General features: G+C 43.7%; 13 protein-coding genes and 3 rRNA genes. 4 read left to right on the forward strand and 12 right to left on the reverse strand.

All coding sequences use genetic code 11. From position 1 onward, the window contains the following. Positions 1-60: 60 nt before the first annotated feature. The 12 genes from QFZ77_RS04745 to dnaA form a co-directional block, all read right to left on the reverse strand. Positions 61-1263: a putative glycoside hydrolase gene (locus QFZ77_RS04745; RefSeq protein WP_307436805.1), complete on the reverse strand. Its 1203-nt coding sequence runs from the start codon at positions 1261-1263 to the stop codon at positions 61-63. Between the two features lie 102 nt (positions 1264-1365). Continuing rightward, positions 1366-1482 (reverse strand): 5S ribosomal RNA (rrf, locus tag QFZ77_RS04750). A 100-nt stretch (positions 1483-1582) separates the two neighbouring features. Further along, a 23S ribosomal RNA gene (locus QFZ77_RS04755) occupies positions 1583-4501 on the reverse strand. A 199-nt stretch (positions 4502-4700) separates the two neighbouring features. Next, positions 4701-6242: ribosomal RNA gene (locus tag QFZ77_RS04760) — 16S ribosomal RNA — on the reverse strand. The 16S, 23S and 5S rRNA genes sit together here, the layout of an rRNA operon. 349 nt (positions 6243-6591) lie before the next feature. Continuing rightward, a complete protein-coding gene (locus tag QFZ77_RS04765; protein WP_307449251.1) occupies positions 6592-7659 on the reverse strand; it encodes an HD-GYP domain-containing protein in 1068 nt (355 codons plus the stop codon). Between the two features lie 81 nt (positions 7660-7740). Continuing rightward, positions 7741-10233: a DNA gyrase subunit A gene (gene gyrA, locus QFZ77_RS04770; protein ID WP_307436809.1), complete on the reverse strand. Its 2493-nt coding sequence runs from the start codon at positions 10231-10233 to the stop codon at positions 7741-7743. 46 nt (positions 10234-10279) lie between these two features. Continuing rightward, positions 10280-12196 carry a DNA topoisomerase (ATP-hydrolyzing) subunit B gene (gene gyrB / locus QFZ77_RS04775; RefSeq protein ID WP_307436812.1) on the reverse strand — a complete coding sequence of 639 codons (1917 nt, stop codon included), beginning with the start codon at positions 12194-12196 and terminating at the stop codon, positions 10280-10282. Positions 12197-12348: 152 nt separating this feature from the next. Further along, the gene (gene remB / locus QFZ77_RS04780) at positions 12349-12597 is read right to left on the reverse strand and encodes an extracellular matrix regulator RemB (RefSeq protein ID WP_047683999.1); all 249 of its coding nucleotides are present in this window, start codon (positions 12595-12597) and stop codon (positions 12349-12351) included. Between the two features lie 5 nt (positions 12598-12602). Then, on the reverse strand, positions 12603-13721 hold the full coding sequence (gene recF / locus QFZ77_RS04785) for a DNA replication/repair protein RecF (RefSeq protein WP_307436818.1): 1119 nt from the start codon (positions 13719-13721) through the stop codon (positions 12603-12605). Positions 13722-13749: 28 nt separating this feature from the next. After that, complete coding sequence (gene yaaA / locus QFZ77_RS04790; RefSeq protein WP_047684005.1) at positions 13750-13965, reverse strand: S4 domain-containing protein YaaA; 216 nt, start codon at positions 13963-13965, stop codon at positions 13750-13752. A 12-nt stretch (positions 13966-13977) separates the two neighbouring features. Continuing rightward, on the reverse strand, positions 13978-15120 hold the full coding sequence (dnaN, locus tag QFZ77_RS04795; RefSeq protein WP_060645524.1) for a DNA polymerase III subunit beta: 1143 nt from the start codon (positions 15118-15120) through the stop codon (positions 13978-13980). Positions 15121-15299: 179 nt separating this feature from the next. Further along, positions 15300-16664 (reverse strand): chromosomal replication initiator protein DnaA, encoded by a 1365-nt coding sequence (gene dnaA, locus QFZ77_RS04800; protein ID WP_307436824.1) that lies wholly within the window; start codon positions 16662-16664, stop codon positions 15300-15302. A 632-nt stretch (positions 16665-17296) separates the two neighbouring features. Here dnaA and rpmH point away from each other — a divergent pair. From rpmH to jag, 4 genes are all read left to right on the forward strand, one after another. Continuing rightward, positions 17297-17431, forward strand: coding sequence for a 50S ribosomal protein L34 (gene rpmH, locus QFZ77_RS04805; protein ID WP_029196162.1), 135 nt, complete (start codon positions 17297-17299; stop codon positions 17429-17431). A 146-nt stretch (positions 17432-17577) separates the two neighbouring features. Then, positions 17578-17937 carry a ribonuclease P protein component gene (gene rnpA, locus QFZ77_RS04810; RefSeq protein ID WP_307436834.1) on the forward strand — a complete coding sequence of 120 codons (360 nt, stop codon included), beginning with the start codon at positions 17578-17580 and terminating at the stop codon, positions 17935-17937. 71 nt (positions 17938-18008) lie between these two features. Then, complete coding sequence (gene yidC, locus QFZ77_RS04815; RefSeq protein WP_373462563.1) at positions 18009-18776, forward strand: membrane protein insertase YidC; 768 nt, start codon at positions 18009-18011, stop codon at positions 18774-18776. Beyond that, positions 18773-19390 carry an RNA-binding cell elongation regulator Jag/EloR gene (jag, locus tag QFZ77_RS04820; RefSeq protein WP_171690525.1) on the forward strand — a complete coding sequence of 206 codons (618 nt, stop codon included), beginning with the start codon at positions 18773-18775 and terminating at the stop codon, positions 19388-19390. Before yidC ends, jag begins: the two co-directional genes overlap by 4 nt. Positions 19391-19396: the final 6 nt, after the last annotated feature.

Genomic DNA, 19396 nt, shown 5'->3' on the forward strand with positions numbered 1-19396 from the left:
TCGTGTCAAGGAAAAGGACAAGTCTACCGGATAACCTTCTGCCCGAATAAGTCAATTCCGTTAACGATACGAATACGTGCTGCTCGAGTTCCATAACAAAAATTGTTCCACACCTTGCTCTTTTGCTGCTTTAATTTGCTCCTTAACATCAATAGTCCCATATTTCTTATGTGATTTCACCCAAGTGGCTGTAAAATCCTGATACCATGGTCTTATTTCCGCAATATGACTATCTGATTTCACTAAAAGCTGGTTCTTCCCATTTGCATCGCTAATCGCTTTACGAATAACCGCATAAGGTTGTAAATCGGGATTCTTAATTCCATATACCCCACTAGAATAATGAGAAGGATACAACATAGGTGAAATATAATGAACCTGCTTACTGATCATCAACCAATCTTGTCCAATGCCCATATCATTATCAGACGAAGTTGTTAATCCAAAGACATCAGCAGATAAATAAGCTTGTCCACCCATTTGTTCTTTGGCTTTCTTGAGGAAATTCTCGATTACCTGTGCTTTGGTCCATTTATTGGGGTTATCAAATTTGACCTCCTGATCCACTTTCTTGCCATTCTCAGGAAACCTCACATAATCGAACTGGATTTCATCAAAACCTAATAAAGCTGCTTCCTTAGCAATTTGAACGTTATAATCCCACACTTCTTCCTTATAGGGGTCCACCCAAGCCGTTCCTTTACTATCCTTCCACACGTTACCCGCTTGAGTCATCATCGCATAATTACTTTTTTTCATGCTTAGATAAGGATCTTTAAACACAACGACTCGCGCAATCGTATATATGTGCTTCTCTTTTAACCTTAGAAGGATGGCTTTCAGATCACGAATAATAACATGGCTATTTGCCCCTATTTCATTCACCAAAGGAACCGCCGACGGATATGTAACTTGTCCCGAATCGTTCTTTACATCGATAACCATCGCATTCAGATCGGTTTGATCCACTAGGTCAACCAACTGCTCAAATTTATTGCCTACCGCTGACCAGGCGGATACATAAATACCTTTAACAACCTGCTTAGCTGGCTTTTGAGGCAGGTTCTTGACCTCAGCTGAAGACAGTTGCTTCGCTTCTTGGATTGAGATAGGCAATGTCTTTCCTAAATTGTTTAAAGCGCCTAACGGATCTGTACCATCCTTGATCGAGCCCATCTTGGCATAGCAGCCACTTACCATTTGTATCACTAAGAAACCAAGAAACAAAACACGCAAACATCTCCTGTATATCGATGCACCCATACTAATCCCTCCTCATAGGGCTAGTATGGTTTAATATGTCGCATTGTACTGATGTAAAAAAAGAGTCTTTCTGGAATTTCTTCCAAAAAGACTCTTTATATTGCTTGGCAACGTTCTACTCTCCCAGAACCCTGCGGTTCAAGTACCATCGACGCTGGAGGGCTTAACGGTCGTGTTCGAGATGGGAACGCGTGGGTCCCCTCCGCCATCATCACCAAACGGGATGCTTCTGCCAGGAAACATCGAAAACCAGTTCAGGCTGTCTTGCACCCTGAAAACTAGATACGAAACTTGCGTAAAGTTAGATTACTTAGGAATTTTGGTTAAGCCCTCGACCGATTAGTATTCGTCAGCTGCATGCATTGCTGCACTTCCACCTCGAACCTATCAACCTCGTCGTCTACAAGGGGTCTTACATACTGGGAAATCTCATCTTGAGGGGGGCTTCGCGCTTAGATGCTTTCAGCGCTTATCCCCTCCGTACATAGCTACCCAGCGATGCCTCTGGCGAGACAACTGGTACACCAGCGGTACGTCCATCCCGGTCCTCTCGTACTAAGGACAGCTCCTCTCAAATTTCCTACGCCCGCGACAGATAGGGACCGAACTGTCTCACGACGTTCTGAACCCAGCTCGCGTACCGCTTTAATGGGCGAACAGCCCAACCCTTGGGACCTACTTCAGCCCCAGGATGCGATGAGCCGACATCGAGGTGCCAAACCTCCCCGTCGATGTGGACTCTTGGGGGAGATAAGCCTGTTATCCCCAGGGTAGCTTTTATCCGTTGAGCGATGGCCCTTCCATTCGGTACCACCGGATCACTAAGTCCGACTTTCGTCCCTGCTCGACTTGTAGGTCTCGCAGTCAAGCTCCCTTATGCCTTTGCACTCTGCGAATGATTTCCAACCATTCTGAGGGAACCTTTAAACGCCTCCGTTACATTTTAGGAGGCGACCGCCCCAGTCAAACTGCCCACCTGACACTGTCCCCATACCGGATCACGGTACTAGGTTAGAACTCCGATACGATCAGGGTGGTATCCCAACGATGCCTCCACCCAAGCTGGCGCTCAGGCTTCAAAGGCTCCCACCTATCCTGTACAGATCGTACCAAAGTCCAATATCAAGCTGCAGTAAAGCTCCATGGGGTCTTTCCGTCTTGTCGCGGGTAACCTGCATCTTCACAGGTATTAAAATTTCACCGGATCTCTCGTTGAGACAGCGCCCAAGTCGTTACGCCATTCGTGCGGGTCAGAATTTACCTGACAAGGAATTTCGCTACCTTAGGACCGTTATAGTTACGGCCGCCGTTTACTGGGGCTTCAATTCATAGCTTCGGAACCGAGGTCCCTAACCACTCCTCTTAACCTTCCAGCACCGGGCAGGCGTCAGCCCGTATACTTCGCCTTGCGGCTTCGCACAGACCTGTGTTTTTGCTAAACAGTCGCTTGGGCCTTTTCACTGCGGCCCCCTCGGGCTATTCACCCTACCGAGGCACCCCTTCTCCCGAAGTTACGGGGTCATTTTGCCGAGTTCCTTAACGAGAGTTCTTCCGCGCGCCTTAGAATTCTCTTCTCACCCACCTGTGTCGGTTTGCGGTACGGGCACCTTCGCCTGGCTAGAAGCTTTTCTTGGCAGTGTGAACTCATGACCTTCGGTACTTAAATTTCCCTCCCCATCACAGCCCAGCCTTACGATGTGCGGATTTGCCTACACATCAGCCTCACTGCTTGGACGAGCATCCATCAGCTCGCGTCACTATCCTTCTGCGTCACTCCATTGCTCATAACGGCTACGGTGGTACAGGAATTTCCACCTGTTGTCCATCGACTACGCCTTTCGGCCTCGCCTTAGGTCCCGACTTACCCTGAGCGGACGAGCCTTCCTCAGGAACCCTTAGGTTTTCGGCGGATCAGATTCTCACTGATCTTTTCGTTACTTATACCGGCATTCTCACTTGTATGCGCTCCACCTGTCCTTACGGTCAGAATTCTACGTACATACAACGCTCCCCTACCCATGCACTAAAGTGCAAGCCATAGCTTCGGTGGCGTGTTTAGCCCCGTTACATTTTCGGCGCAGAGTCACTCGACCAGTGAGCTATTACGCACTCTTTCAATGGTGGCTGCTTCTAAGCCAACATCCTGGTTGTCTGTGCAACTCCACATCCTTTCCCACTTAACACACACTTGGGGACCTTAGCTGATGGTCTGGGCTGTTTCCCTTTTGACAATGGATCTTAGCACTCACTGTCTGACTCCCGGATTTAAGTTTGTGGCATTCAGAGTTTGACTGGACTTGGTAACCCTTGGCGGGCCCCGCACCCAATCAGTGCTTTACCTCCACAACTCAACATCCGAGGCTAGCCCTAAAGCTATTTCGGGGAGAACCAGCTATCTCCGAGTTCGATTGGAATTTCTCCGCTACCCCCACCTCATCCCCGCATTTTTCAACATGCGTGGGTTCGGGCCTCCAGTGAGTGTTACCTCACCTTCACCCTGGACAGGGGTAGATCACACGGTTTCGGGTCTACGTCCACGTACTAAAGCGCCCTATTCAGACTCGCTTTCGCTGCGGCTCCGCCTTTTCAGCTTAACCTCGCACGGGAACGTAACTCGCCGGTTCATTCTACAAAAGGCACGCCATCACCCATATAGAGGGCTCTGACTTTTTGTAAGCACACGGTTTCAGGTTCTTTTTCACTCCGCTTCCGCGGTGCTTTTCACCTTTCCCTCACGGTACTGCTTCACTATCGGTCACTAGGGAGTATTTAGCCTTGGCAGATGGTCCTGCCGGATTCCGACGGGGTTTCACGTGACCCGCCGTACTCAGGATACCTCTAGGGGTTTCGTTCGATTTTGGCTACAGGGCTTTTACCTTCTATGCCGGACCTTTCCAGATCGCTTCGCCTACCGAACTAACCCCACAACGAGGTCCTACAACCCCAAGGAGCAAGCTCCTTGGTTTGGGCTATTCCGCTTTCGCTCGCCGCTACTGACGGAATCACTTTTGTTTTCTTTTCCTCCAGGTACTTAGATGTTTCAGTTCCCTGGGTATGCCTCTACTATTGCTATGTATTCACAATAGAGTAACTGCGCATTACCACAGCTGGGTTCCCCCATTCGGACATCCCCGGATCAAAGCCTGCTTACGGCTCCCCGAGGCATTTCGTCGTTCGCCACGTCCTTCTTCGGCTCCTAGTGCCTAGGCATCCTCCGTGTGCTCTTTCTAGCTTAACCTAGAAAAAACTTTAAAGATTTTTGCATGATCCAAAAGAATCACACAACCTAAGTTCTTACTTTACGTTTTGTTTCGTTATCTAGTTTTCAAGGAACAAAGTTGAAGGTAAATTCATCCTTCAAAACTGAACACGAGTGAGTAAGCGATTTGTGTACTTACGTACACTTGACTGGTCTTATCAAGACCGAGTCTCCATAGAAAGGAGGTGATCCAGCCGCACCTTCCGATACGGCTACCTTGTTACGACTTCACCCCAATCATCTACCCCACCTTCGGCGGCTGGCTCCCTTGCGGGTTACCCCACCGACTTCGGGTGTTGTAAACTCTCGTGGTGTGACGGGCGGTGTGTACAAGACCCGGGAACGTATTCACCGCGGCATGCTGATCCGCGATTACTAGCAATTCCGACTTCATGCAGGCGAGTTGCAGCCTGCAATCCGAACTGAGATCGGCTTTTAAGGATTGGCTCCACCTCGCGGCTTCGCTTCCCGTTGTACCGACCATTGTAGTACGTGTGTAGCCCAGGTCATAAGGGGCATGATGATTTGACGTCATCCCCACCTTCCTCCGGTTTGTCACCGGCAGTCATCTTAGAGTGCCCACCCGAAGTGCTGGCAACTAAGATCAAGGGTTGCGCTCGTTGCGGGACTTAACCCAACATCTCACGACACGAGCTGACGACAACCATGCACCACCTGTCTCCTCTGTCCCGAAGGCCTACGATATCTCTACCGTATTCAGAGGGATGTCAAGACCTGGTAAGGTTCTTCGCGTTGCTTCGAATTAAACCACATACTCCACTGCTTGTGCGGGTCCCCGTCAATTCCTTTGAGTTTCACTCTTGCGAGCGTACTCCCCAGGCGGCATACTTACTGTGTTAACTTCGGCACCGAGGAATCGAATCCCCGACACCTAGTATGCATCGTTTACGGCGTGGACTACCAGGGTATCTAATCCTGTTTGCTCCCCACGCTTTCGCGCCTCAGCGTCAGTTATAGGCCAGAAAGTCGCCTTCGCCACTGGTGTTCCTCCACATCTCTACGCATTTCACCGCTACACGTGGAATTCCACTTTCCTCTCCTACACTCAAGTCAACCAGTTTTGGATGCGAACCGGGGTTGAGCCCCGGGCTTAAACACCCAACTTAATTGACCGCCTGCGCGCGCTTTACGCCCAATAATTCCGGACAACGCTTGCCCCCTACGTATTACCGCGGCTGCTGGCACGTAGTTAGCCGGGGCTTTCTTCTCCTATACCGTCACACAAAGAGCAGTTACTCTCCTTGCTGTTCGTCTAGGGCAACAGAGCTTTACGATCCGAAAACCTTCATCACTCACGCGGCGTTGCTCCGTCAGACTTGCGTCCATTGCGGAAGATTCCCTACTGCTGCCTCCCGTAGGAGTCTGGGCCGTGTCTCAGTCCCAGTGTGGCCGTTCACCCTCTCAGGTCGGCTACGCATCGTCGCCTTGGTAGGCCGTTACCCTACCAACTAGCTAATGCGCCGCAGGCCCATCTATAAGCCACAGATTGCTCCGTGTTTCATAATTCTCTCATGCGAGAAAACCAGTTATCCGGTCTTAGCTATCGTTTCCGATAGTTATCCCAGTCTTATAGGCAGGTTACCTACGTGTTACTCACCCGTCCGCCGCTAACTTATCCCGAAGGATAAATCCGCTCGACTTGCATGTATTAGGCACGCCGCCAGCGTTCGTCCTGAGCCAGGATCAAACTCTCCATAATAGTAAAACTATTTGAAAGCTTAATTGCTCATTTGCGTTGCTAGCGAGATTTTGCAATCTCTTTTTTGAACGATTTCTCATTCGTGCTTACTCACTCGTTGTTCAGTTTTCAAAGATCAATTTCTTTCATTTTAATCCTTCGCCCCTCAAAGGCGACTTGATTAATATACCACATCTGCCTATTCGATTGCAAGAACTTTTTTTAATTTCTTTCGTTCTTTCATTCGACCGCCGAAGCGACAAGGAGTAATATAACAAATCTAAAGGCAGAATGCAAGCTTTTCTTAATCATTTCTTAATAATAAAGAAAACCCCCTATAGTAGGGGGTTAACATTACTCTCTATGACTTTTAAATATGACCAATAACATCTTGAATGAATAGGCTTCTTTCTAATGTTAAATTTACGATCGTTCCATTAACGTTAATCCAAGGTCTGGTAGGATGCGAGCGATCGGAGAAAATAATCTCACCTACACGGTTATCGCTTAGTTTTACGATTGTTCCATTGCTTATTTGTGTGGACTTGTTCATAAATACTTGAACTAGGGTTGGATCTACCTTACCGAATGATTCAGTGAAGAGCTGCTCTAGTACAACATACGGCGATACAGCCGTTTTATAGTAACGCTCATTGGTCATGGCGTTATAAATATCAGCAATCGCAACTATTTTGGCATACATGTGAATCTTGTCACCTTTAACTCCTAGAGGATAACCCGACCCATCCTCACGTTCATGATGCTGAATGGCCGTTAATTTGACACCTTCGTTAATACCGGAAATATTTTTAAGAATTTGATACCCGATTAGCGTGTGCTGTTTAATCTCATCCATTTCGGATACTGTTAGAGCACTCTTCTTCTCAAGAATGGCTGGATCAACTTTAGAAACACCAATGTCATGTAAGAGTCCGGCTAACGCAATTTGCATCAGATCTTTCTGAGGAAGACCATGCCATCTAGCTAATGAATAAGCGGTTAAGCTGACCTGAATACTTTTGTGATAGATGTAATCTTGCAAACTGCGATTTTTCGGTGTGAAGGTAAGTACTTTATAGGCATCAATATGTTGAATGAGTGCTTCAAGACCGTTTCGAAGATCTAAAATGGGAAGCGGTTGTCCACCATTAGCTAGATAAAAGACGCGTTTAAGGAGCTTCAACATTTTCTGATATTCCATATAAAAAGGATGAACGGTTGCAACCTCATTCGGTTTCGTTTCTTCACTCGTGGCTTCGGATTCTATACCATTCTTAGATTCAATAAAGACTGATGAAATGAGAAATGCTTTTAGAATTTCAATCTCTCTTTCACTAATGACTTTTCCTTTATTAAAAAGTACATTTCCCAATTTCGTTATTACGTTATCGCCTAATCTTTCACCATATTTTAATTGAGAAACGGCTACTGTCGGCACAATCATTCACTCACCTTAATTTGTCTTATACTTCTTATTGTAAAGTAAAAGGGATGGGTTTGTAAGCCCCATCCCGACATTTTATTCTTCTTCTGTTTCAGTTACTTCTGTTTCTTCCCAATCGCCATCTTCCTCATTCTCGCCTTGCTCTTCATTTTTCTGCACGCGAGCTAAGGTTCCAACTTCATCGTCTTCACGAATATTGATTAAGCGTACACCCTGCGTGTTACGACCCATCATAGAGATGCCGTCCATACTTGTACGAATAACAGTACCCGATGCTGTAATAATCATAAGATCCTCATCATTTTGCACCACTTTAAGACCGACAATAGGGCCGTTCTTATCTGTAACGTTCAAGGTCTTAATCCCTTTACCACCGCGTGACTGGATCCGATATTCAGAAACAGGCGTTCTCTTACCAAAGCCTTTGGTCGTTACAATGAGTACACTATTATCTTCATGGACAACGTCCATATCAATAACCGTATCTTCTGGGTCCAGGTGTATACCTTTAACCCCAGTAGCAGACCTACCCATGGAACGAACATCTTGTTCTGGGAAGTGGATGGACATGCCTAACTTGGTTCCCATAATAATGCCTTGGTTACCGTCAGTCAGTTTCACACCAATGAGATCATCATCTTCCCGTAAATTAATGGCGATTAAGCCGCCTTTACGAATGTTTGAATAATCGTCGATCGGTGTTTTCTTCACAACACCTTGCTTCGTTGCAAAGAATAAGTATTGCTCTGTTTCAAAGCTTTCTACCGGAATCACCGCGTTAACCGTCTCACCTTGCTCGATCTGGATTAAGTTAATGATTGGTGTTCCACGAGCCGTCCGGCTCAAATCCGGAATCTCATAAGCTTTCAGACGATACACTTTACCTTTATTCGTAAAGAACATCAGATAATGATGCGTATTCGTCACGAATAAATGTTCGACGAAGTCATTGTCCTTGGTGTCCATTCCGACAATGCCACGTCCTCCACGCTTCTGGTTCCGATACGTCGTAACCGGAAGACGCTTAATGTAACCCGTATGCGTAATCGTGATGACGACATCTTCACGTGGGATAAGGTCTTCATCTTCGATGCTTTCCTCACCAACCGTAATTTCAGAACGTCGCTCATCGCCGAATTTTTCTTTAATTTCATTCAATTCTTCGCTAATGATGGCTAGAATCAGATTCTCATCAGCAAGAATCGCTTTAAGCTCAGCAATTTTCTTCATAAGTTCAGCATACTCAGCTTCGATCTTCTCACGTTCTAAGCCTGTTAAACGCTGTAAACGCATGTCGAGAATAGCTTGAGCTTGATCGAGGCTCAAATTAAACGTAGTCATGAGCCCTTCTCTAGCTTCTTCCGTTGTACGGGAAGCACGAATCAAAGCAATAACTTGATCCAAGTGATCAAGTGCGATTCGTAAGCCTTCCAAAATGTGAGCGCGCGCTTCCGCTTTGCGCAGATCAAACTCAGTTCTACGGCGAATTACTTCTTGCTGATGCTTGAGATAATAATGCAGCATCTCGCGAAGATTTAGAACTCTTGGTTCGCCGTTGACGAGTGCAAGCATAATAATACCGAAGTTCGATTGCATGGCCGTATGTTTAAACAAGTTATTCAGAACAACATGCGGGTTGACGTCGCGACGAAGCTCAATGACAACTCGCATACCGTTGCGGTCGGATTCATCTCGAAGATCCGTGATACCATCAATCTTTTTCTCACGAACAAGTTCCGCTATTTTCTCAACTAATCTAGCTTTATTTACTTGATAAGGCAGCTCATTAACAATGATTCTAGCTTTATTATTGTTTTCTTCAATAACAGTTCTAGCGCGCATCGTAACAGAACCTCTGCCTGTTTGATAGGCTTGTCTAATCCCCTCACGGCCTAAGATAAAGCCAGCTGTTGGGAAATCCGGTCCTTTAATAGCTTGCATCAATTCAAGAGGTGTAATATCCGGATTTTCAATCATCATTTGGATACCTTCGATAACCTCACGAAGGTTATGAGGAGGAATGTTCGTAGCCATCCCTACCGCAATCCCGGAGCTTCCGTTCACAAGCAAGTTCGGAAAACGAGAAGGGAGAACAACCGGTTCATGTTCTTCGCCATCATAGTTTGGTTTATAGTCAATTGTCTCTCTGTTAATATCACGAAGAAGCTCCATCGCGATCTTAGACAAGCGAGCTTCGGTATAACGCATGGCTGCTGCCATATCACCGTCGATCGATCCAAAGTTACCATGACCATCAACCAGCATATAACGAAGTGAGAAATCTTGCGCCATTCGAACCATCGTCTCATATACCGCAGTGTCTCCATGCGGATGGTACTTACCGATGACTTCACCAACGATTCTCGCCGATTTCTTATGTGGTTTATCTGGAGACATGCCTAGCTCAGACATCGCAAACAAGATACGACGATGAACAGGCTTCAGACCGTCTCTTACATCTGGCAGTGCACGACTGACAATGATACTCATCGCATAGTCTAAGAAAGATGTACGCATTTCGGTAGAAATGTCAATTTCTTTGACTTGCGAATGTAATTCTTCGCTCATGAATGTTCCTCCTGAAAGCTTACATCGTTAGCAACGTCTAGGACGTTTAGATATCTAAATTTTTCACGTACTTCGCATGTTCCTCGATGAAATCTCTTCTAGGTTCTACGTTATCTCCCATCAATGAATCAAAGAGCGTATCAGCTTCAATCGCATCTTCGATCGTCACTTGCAGGAATGTACGGCTTTCCGGATCCATCGTCGTTTCCCACAATTGTTCTGGATTCATCTCGCCAAGTCCTTTGTAACGCTGCACATTGACTTTGGCGCCTTCACCGAACTCCTGCATGATGGCTTCTCTTTGCTTTTCGTTATACGCATAGCGAACCGTTTTATTTCTTTCGAGCTTGAATAGTGGAGGTTGCGCAATATACACATAACCGGTTTCGATTAATTTTTTCATGTACCTGTAGAAGAAAGTAAGCAGAAGCGTACGAATGTGTGCTCCGTCAACGTCGGCATCCGTCATGATAATAATTTTGTGATAACGTGCCTTAGCGATATCGAAATCGTCACTGATCCCAGTACCAAAAGCTGTAATCATTGCACGAATTTCCGTATTGGATAGAATACGATCTAATCTAGCTTTCTCTACATTCAAAATTTTTCCGCGAAGTGGAAGAATTGCTTGGAAGTGACGATCACGTCCTTGCTTAGCTGATCCGCCTGCAGAGTCACCTTCTACGATGTAGATCTCACTAATAGAAGCATCCTTGGATGAGCAATCTGCTAGTTTACCTGGCAGCGCGCTTACTTCCAATGCGCTTTTACGACGAGTCAATTCTCTCGCTTTACGCGCAGCTTCTCTAGCTCGTGCCGCTTGAATCCCTTTTTCGAGAATCTTCTTGGCTATCGCAGGGTTCTCTTCCATAAATTCCTGCAGCTTCTCAGCAAATAGAGATTCTACAATACCGCGGACTTCACTATTTCCTAGTTTGGTCTTCGTTTGACCCTCAAATTGAGGCTCTGGAATTTTCACGGAAATAATGGCAGCAAGACCTTCGCGCACATCATCCCCCGATAGGTTAGAGTCACTTTCTTTTAACGAATTACTTTTGCGGGCATAATCATTCAAGATCCGCGTTAGCGCGCTTTTAAAACCGGACTCGTGAGTACCACCCTCATGTGTATTGATGTTATTCGCGAAGGAGTAAATATTTTCCGTATAGCTATCGTTGTACTGAAGGGCAATCTCAATGGAGATATTATCTTTGGAACCTTCCACATAGATTGGCATCTCATTGACGACTTCACGGTTACGGTTCAAATGCTGAACGAAGGAAACAATACCACCCTCGTATCTATGTGTATTGATCGTATCCGTACGCTCATCAATTAAATTAATTTCGATTCCTTTATTCAGGAAAGCGAGCTCGCGAATTCTAGATTGGAGAATGTCATAGTCATACTCCGTCGTTTCCTTGAAAATCTCCGGATCCGGTTGGAACGTAACTTGTGTCCCTGTTTCTTCGGTTTCGCCAATGACCTTCACGTCATACTGCGGCGCTCCGCGGCGATACTCTTGTTCATGAATTTTGCCATCACGCTTAACTTGAACCGTCAGCAGCTCAGACAACGCATTTACAACAGAGATACCTACACCGTGCAGACCACCCGATACTTTATAGCCGGAATCATCTCCACCGAACTTACCACCGGCATGAAGAACCGTTAGAACAACTTCGAGCGTTGGTCTTTTTAACTTGGCATTTTCACCGACAGGGATTCCACGGCCATTATCGATAACGGTAACACTATTATTCTTATGAACGATGACGTCTATCTTTGTACAGTAGCCGGCCAAAGCTTCATCGATACTATTATCGACAACTTCCCATACGAGATGATGAAGTCCACGGGCACTGGTTGAACCAATATACATACCCGGTCTTTTGCGAACGGCCTCTAAACCTTCCAGAACCTGAATCTGACTGTCATCGTACGCATTTTGATTCACAGACATGTTATTCTTCACCTGCTTTTTTTTAGTGAGAGAAACCTCTATCGTTGTCATTCTAAAATGAGCGACCGCGCTTAGAGGACAGTATATTCGCCAATAAGAAAGCTGCTTTCGAAATGCCGAAATCTTATGCTTTCTTATGTGGGGCGAAAAGGTTAATTCGTTAACAATTGATGCGCTCTTTTCTTGAGCGTGGTAGAGGAAATTGGAGAATAATACACTTTACTCTTCGTAACAACGAGTGATTTGCAATCTTCTTCGCCGATTTGCTCTGTTTTTTTATCTTTTAAAGCTTGCTGTATGAATTGTTTCGATATTTTGGAAGATTTCTCTATCGAGATATCGAAAATAGCAATCAGTTCGGATGCTCTAATAATTTTCTCTCCACCCAAATGAATAAACATGCTCCTCAGCTCCTGCCGCTTACATTTCCTTTCAAAACATGAAACACGGAAGCATGATCCAGTTGATCCAAATGGACACTCTCTAGACCTGTTGTTGTAATAAAAGTTTGGACTTTCTGCTGAAACGTGCGGATCAACTGTGTTTGTCTATACTCATCAAGCTCGGATAGCACATCATCCAGCAATAATAGGGGATACTCGCCAACTTCCTCATGAATAAGCTCTATTTCTGCAAGCTTAAGTGATAACGCTGTTGTTCGCTGCTGACCCTGTGATCCATACGTTTGGACTTCTTTGTCGTTGATGTAAAAAAGAAGATCGTCACGATGAGGGCCCACTAGCGTAACACCTCTTCGGAATTCCTGATCTCTAACCAATGATAACTTTATCATAAATTGGTCTAATAAAACAGATTCATCTTCAAACGGTGTTATATCAAAAGAGGGGGAATAGCGAATAAGAAGCTCCTCACTATCGTTCGTAATCCCTCTATGGATCGTTTCCGCCCATTGTTGTAGCTTCTTAATAAAGCTTTGACGTTTTTTCATAATTTTAACACCATACTGTGCTAATTGTTCATTCCAAATGTCTAACATCGCGTCTGGCGCGGTTTTTCCTGGAAAAGATTGCTTTAAATAATTATTCCGCTGCACCAATATTTTCTGATATTGCGATAAATCATGCAGATAGGAGGGCTGTACTTGGCCAATCTCCATATCGAGGAAACGCCTTCTAATACCAGGAGTTCCTTTGACAATCTCTAAGTCTTCCGGTGCAAACATGACCACGTTCAAAGCACCGATAAAGTTACTAAGTTTCTTTTGTTCAAGGCCATTGATTTTCGCTTTTTTACCTTTGGTCGAAATGGAGAGATCCAGCTTACAGCTGCCATATCGCTTCTGAATTTCCGCATGCAGCTGCGTCTGCTCACCGTTCCAGCCAATTAATTCTTTATCCTGATGGGTGCGATGTGATTTCGTCATGGCCATTACATAGATTGATTCCAACAAATTAGTTTTACCTTGGGCGTTAGGTCCAACGAATATATTCACATTGCTATCCGTTGTTAGCTCAATCTGGTCGTAATTTCTGTAATGACTGAGTACGAGTCTGTTCAAAAACATGGGTGGCCATCCTCCTGGGTTAATCCGATCAGGAGCTAACGACTTCGAATTGTCCGAAACCCTCCACGGTTACCACATCTTGCGGCACGAGTTTCCGGCCTCTACGATTTTCAGCTTGTCCGTTCACTTCAATTTTTGTATCCACAACAAAAAATTTGGCTTGTCCACCTGTGGATATACAGTCCGATAATTTCAGAAACTGTCCAAGTGTAATATAGTCCGTATTTATGGGGATCTGTTTCATATAGCGCACTCCTTAATTCGTTGTTCGATACGGCAAAATAAGCTGCAGAATGTTTGTGGAATCTTGAGGCTTCATGATGATTGGCTGCATAGCTCCAGTAAATCCGATGTGAATGAACTCGGAATCAAGAACTTTAAGCGCATCGAGCATATATTTGGAGTTAAAAGAGATTTTGAGTAACTCACCAGCAATATGCTGCAGGTTAATTTGCTCAGTTACTTTTCCAAGCTCGGAAGAACTTGAAGAAATCTCAATCGTCTGGTCTTCAAGCATCATCATTTTAACAATGTTCGTTTTATCTTCTCTAGAAAGTAAATAAGCACGGTCGATGGCTTCAGCCAATTCTTTGGTTGGTACGACCATTTCGGTTTGAAAAGATTGCGGAATCAGCTTTGATGTATCCGGGTAGGTTCCGTCTAAAATGCGAGAATAGAACAAAATCGAATGAATTTTGAATAAAACCTGATTGTCTGAAATAACTATATCTATAAGGGAATTTTGATCAGGCAAAATTTTGCTTAATTCATTCAAAGTTCGGCCTGCGATAACAATGTTCGGAAGTTGATGGGCATTATCGTTATCAACCGTTACTTCTCTGCTTGCGAGTCGATGACGATCACAAGCAATAAATTTCAGTTTATCACCTGAGATGTTCCAGAGCACACCCGTAAGAATAGGCGTCGATTCATTCGTTGATACGGCATAAGAAGTTTGCTTAATCATTGTTTTCAGCAAATCGCTAGGCAAACGCAGCATTTTACTTTCTTCGATTTCGGGTAGAAGCGGGTATTCATCGGGATCGAGCCCCATGATTTGAATCTCAGAAGAACCAGAACGAATAATGGTTTGAAAGTTATTTCTTACTTCGATTTCGATTAATTGTGCAGGTAGCTTACGAATAATTTCGACGAAGAATTTGGCTGGAAGAACGACACTACCGGCTTGAAATAGTTCAATAATTTTAATCTTGTCATTTTCACTAGGGGTAAAGCTTTGAATGGAAATATCCGTATCGCTTGCTGTAAGGGTTACACCGCTTAAGGTTGCATCTATTTTGATCCCTGTAAGGATAGGTATTGTTGTACGAGAGGATATGGCTTTGGAAACGTGACCAATGGATTCAATTAAATGGTCTTTTAGGATGGTTAATTTCATGATTTCACTCCTGTGGTTCTTTTTTTCATTGCGTTAGCATAATCATTATATAATAACATTCTTTATTAGTAATAGCAGTAGGGGCTCTGGATATGTGGATATGTGGATGAACCTTATATAAATCAAGCCTATCCACATGTGAATAGATTGTGCATAGGCTTACCCAAAATTAAATGTTATCAAGAGGGGTTCTTGATGCGTTCTGTCAGATTATGAACGATCTTGTAAAGATCCTGATCTACTTTTAATTGTTGTGATATTTTATCATGGGCATGGATAACCGTTGTATGGTCACGGCCACCAAAATTATCTCCGATTTTCGGCAAAGAGAAGTCCGTCAGCTCACGTGCCAGGTACATCGCGACCTGTCTAGGGAATGCGACGGCTTTTGTTCGTTTACGGGCTTTGAAATCCTCTAGCTTTAAACCATAGAATTCTCCAACCCGCTGCTGAATATCCTGTATCGTGATTACCCGTGGTCGATTCGATGGAATAATATCTTTCAATGCTTCGGCTGTTAGATGCACACTAATATCCTGATTAATAAGGGATGAGTACGCAACAACTCGAATCAAAGCACCTTCAAGCTCACGAATATTCGTATCGATTTGGTTCGCGATATAGATCATCGCTTCATTCGGAATCTCCAGATTCTCTGCTTTCGCTTTCTTGCGGAGAATGGCGATGCGTGTTTCCAAATCAGGGGGCTGAATATCTGTAATTAATCCCCACTCAAATCTAGAGCGTAACCGATCTTCCAGGGTTGGAATTTCTTTGGGCGGCCGGTCACTAGAGATAATAATTTGTTTGCCTTCTTCATGAAGCGCGTTAAATGTATGGAAAAACTCCTCCTGCGTACCTTCTTTACCAGCGAGGAATTGAATATCATCAATCAAAAGTACATCGATCGTTCTATATTTATTACGAAATCCTTCACCGCGGTTATCACGAACCGCATTAATAAATTCATTCGTAAACTTTTCTGATGAAATATATAAAACACGTGCCCCAGGGTTATGTTCTAACACATAATGGCCAATGGCATGCATTAAATGGGTCTTACCTAAACCAACTCCTCCATAAAGAAAGAGGGGATTATAAGCTTTAGCTGGTGCCTCGGCAACAGCCAAGGATGCAGCATGAGCGAATCGATTGCCGGATCCGATAACGAACGTATCAAAGGTATACCTAGCATTCATCATATTGGTGAAATTTTCTTCACCTGTAACAATCGCAGGACCTTTAGGTGGGAAAACAGCTGGCTGAACCGCTGTAGACTGAGATTTCTGATCTTCCGTTTCAATGATAAATTTCACAGAAACTTGTTTACCCGTAAAGTCATAAATGGTTCCTTCAATAAGCTTGGTATAACGGCTTTCGAGCCATTCCTGGGCAAAATTGTTGGGCGCACAAATAACGACAGTTGAATCATTGAATACTGTCGCTTTGGTTGATTTAAGCCAAGTGTCGAAGCTTGGTTTACTGAGCTTAGTTTGAATAATCGTTAAAATTTGCTGCCATAAGTCCGTAGAATGGCCTTCCACAGTAATTCACTCCTTTGAAATCAAACATGTGGCATAAAGGCCAGTAAAGATATGTTCGGTTTATAAAGCTTTATTGTTAAATCTCGAAAATAAGCAATTCACTTTACACGATGGCTTAATCGAAATCTGTATATAGCTTACTCGGTTAACAACGAAAAGAACCTTATATGTCTGATGCGGTCAAGAAAGGACGATTTTTGTCGATTTTATCCACATTATTAAGGATCGGTTGAAATGACTTATTCTTGTAGAGGGAAAATTGTTCACAATGTTATCCACAGGTTGTTGATAAGTCGGAGGGTTAGTGGTGTCTATCCACAACAGAAACATTATCATCTTATCAAAAGATTACTTGTTAATCAACGGATTGTTTGATATTATCCACATTTACAACAAGTTGTGCATAGATTTTGTTCACAACACAAGATATTGTTGATATTATGTTAATTTTCGACAAGCTTCTCTGTTGGGGAGTAAAATTTTATACACAGGTTATTCTTTTTTTATTTTTTACTGAGGAAATGTCTTCTTCACCTGTACACTCAGGTAGGTTGACTTTCTGCTGTGGAAATGATTTAATGAGTAGTAGAAATTTTGTAGGATGGATATCCTCAGGTAGGGAGGTGCTATAGATGGGTCCGACGTTTAACCCGAATACGAGAAAGCGTAAGAAGAATCATGGTTTCCGTAAAAGAATGAGCACGAAGAACGGTCGTAAAGTTCTGCAAGCTCGTCGTCTTAAAGGAAGAAAAATTCTTAGCGCGTAAAAATGAGGCTCCGGAAGGGGCTTTTTTTTTTGCATTTTGAGGGATTGGTTTATATGGGGATAATTCTGTTAAAACTATATAAGCTAACTAATATTGTATTGAACTTAACTTAATCACGGAGTCATTTGTCTGGAGCGTACATAATTGTGGAAAAAGTATATAGATTAGCTAAAAGAGAAGACTTCAATAAGGTATATCGGTATGGGAAGTCGATGGCCAATCATCAATTCGTTCTATATTATTTGCCCCAACCTAAATTGGAACAGTTTCGTCTTGGCGTGTCTGTGAGTAAAAAGGTAGGCAATGCTGTCGTTCGAAACCGGCTCAGACGAATGATGAAGGAAATTATCCGTTTGAAAAAAGAGAATATGACGCCACACTATGACTACATCTTATTGGCTAGAAAACCAGTGGTTGAAATGGACTATGCCGAGATGGAGAAAAGTATCTGGCATGTGATTCGCAAGGCTTCTTTATTAAAAAGAAATGATGTCATTAAAAAGTAACGTAATATTTCCTTGCGGGCTGAAGATGTGTTATAGTTTATGATGGAAAAGATATTTAGGAGGATCTCATTTTGACTCGTCGAATTTATATGCTAGCTTCACTCTCTGCGTTGATCTTATTACTGTCCGGATGTAGTCCGTCAAGTGCAGCTATGGCACCTATTGATCCGAATACCGCAGGTTTTTTTGTTAAATATTTTGTGTACCCGCTTTCCAGAACGCTGGACTGGTTCGCTGATCATTTATGGGGTCAATACGGATTATCCATCTTGGTCGTTACCTTGATCATTCGTTTAATTATTTTGCCGCTTACACTTAAGCAGTACAAAAGTTCCAAACGGATGCAGGATCTACAGCCAGAGATGAAGAAGCTCAAAGAAAAGTATAAAGATGATGCGAAGAAACAGCAGGAAGAAACCATGAAGCTGTTTCAGCAAAATGGTGTGAATCCATTAGCAGGATGTTTCCCAATCATTGTTCAAATGCCAATTCTAATTGCTCTTTATCAAGCGATTATGCGTAATGATCACATCCGTGAACATACTTTCCTATGGATGAATCTTGGACAACCGGATCACCTGTACATTCTTCCACTGATTGCCGCGGCAACAACTTTCGTTCAACAAATGTTTATGTCTTCCCAAATGAATCAACAAATGAAAAGCTTATTATATATTTTCCCAGTTATGATTTTCGTGATGTCCATGAATTTCGCAGCTGCTCTTCCGCTTTACTGGATTTACGGTAACATTTTCACAATCATTCAGTCTTACTTTATTTATGGTTCTCCTGCATCGCAAAAGTCGGGGCAAAAAAATAAGGGTGGCCTGTCCAAATGAAAAAAATTGTGGTGACTGGAAAGACTATTGAGCTAGCGGTTAAATCCGGTTTATCTCAATGGCAAGTTTCCGAGGATCGTGTAAACATTCATATTTTGGAGCAACCCTCTCGAGGGTGGTTCGGATTTATTGGTACCAAAGAAGCTAAAGTAGAGCTTGAATTGATTCCAGATCCACTTGAGGAAGCCATTGCTTTCTTACAAGATATGTTCGCAGCGATGCAGATTTCCATCACCATAGATACGCGTAAAGATCGTGAAGGCTACATTTTGAATATGAGTGGCTCTGAATTAGGTATTCTGATCGGTAAAAGAGGACAAACACTGGATGCTTTGCAGTATTTGGTGAATATCGTTGCAAACCGGTATGCGAATTCTCATTTTCGTATTATCCTAGATGCGGAAAATTTCAGGGATAGACGTAAGAAGACATTGGAGGAGCTCGCAGTTAGGCTCGCCAATCGTGTAATTAAGTCCAAAAAAGAAGTGATTCTTGAACCCATGAATTCTCAGGAACGAAAGATTATTCATGCTGAGTTACAGGGACATCCAGTTGTAAAAACATACAGTAAAGGCGAAGAACCGAACCGTAGGGTGGTTATCGCTGTCAAATAAAGCTAC

The sequence above is a fragment of the Paenibacillus sp. V4I3 genome, assembly GCF_030817215.1.
GTDB lineage: Bacteria > Bacillota > Bacilli > Paenibacillales > NBRC-103111 > Paenibacillus_E.

Excerpts from the sequence above, each read along its gene's own strand:
- QFZ77_RS04745 (WP_307436805.1), bottom strand. The coding sequence starts at position 1,263 with ATGGGTGCATCGATATACAGGAGATGTTTGCGTGTTTTGTTTCTTGGT.
- gyrA (WP_307436809.1), bottom strand. The coding sequence starts at position 10,233 with ATGAGCGAAGAATTACATTCGCAAGTCAAAGAAATTGACATTTCTACC.
- gyrB (WP_307436812.1), bottom strand. The coding sequence starts at position 12,196 with ATGTCTGTGAATCAAAATGCGTACGATGACAGTCAGATTCAGGTTCTG.
- remB (WP_047683999.1), bottom strand. The coding sequence starts at position 12,597 with ATGTTTATTCATTTGGGTGGAGAGAAAATTATTAGAGCATCCGAACTG.
- recF (WP_307436818.1), bottom strand. The coding sequence starts at position 13,721 with ATGTTTTTGAACAGACTCGTACTCAGTCATTACAGAAATTACGACCAG.
- yaaA (WP_047684005.1), bottom strand. The coding sequence starts at position 13,965 with ATGAAACAGATCCCCATAAATACGGACTATATTACACTTGGACAGTTT.
- dnaN (WP_060645524.1), bottom strand. The coding sequence starts at position 15,120 with ATGAAATTAACCATCCTAAAAGACCATTTAATTGAATCCATTGGTCAC.
- rpmH (WP_029196162.1), top strand. The coding sequence starts at position 17,297 with ATGGGTCCGACGTTTAACCCGAATACGAGAAAGCGTAAGAAGAATCAT.
- jag (WP_171690525.1), top strand. The coding sequence starts at position 18,773 with ATGAAAAAAATTGTGGTGACTGGAAAGACTATTGAGCTAGCGGTTAAA.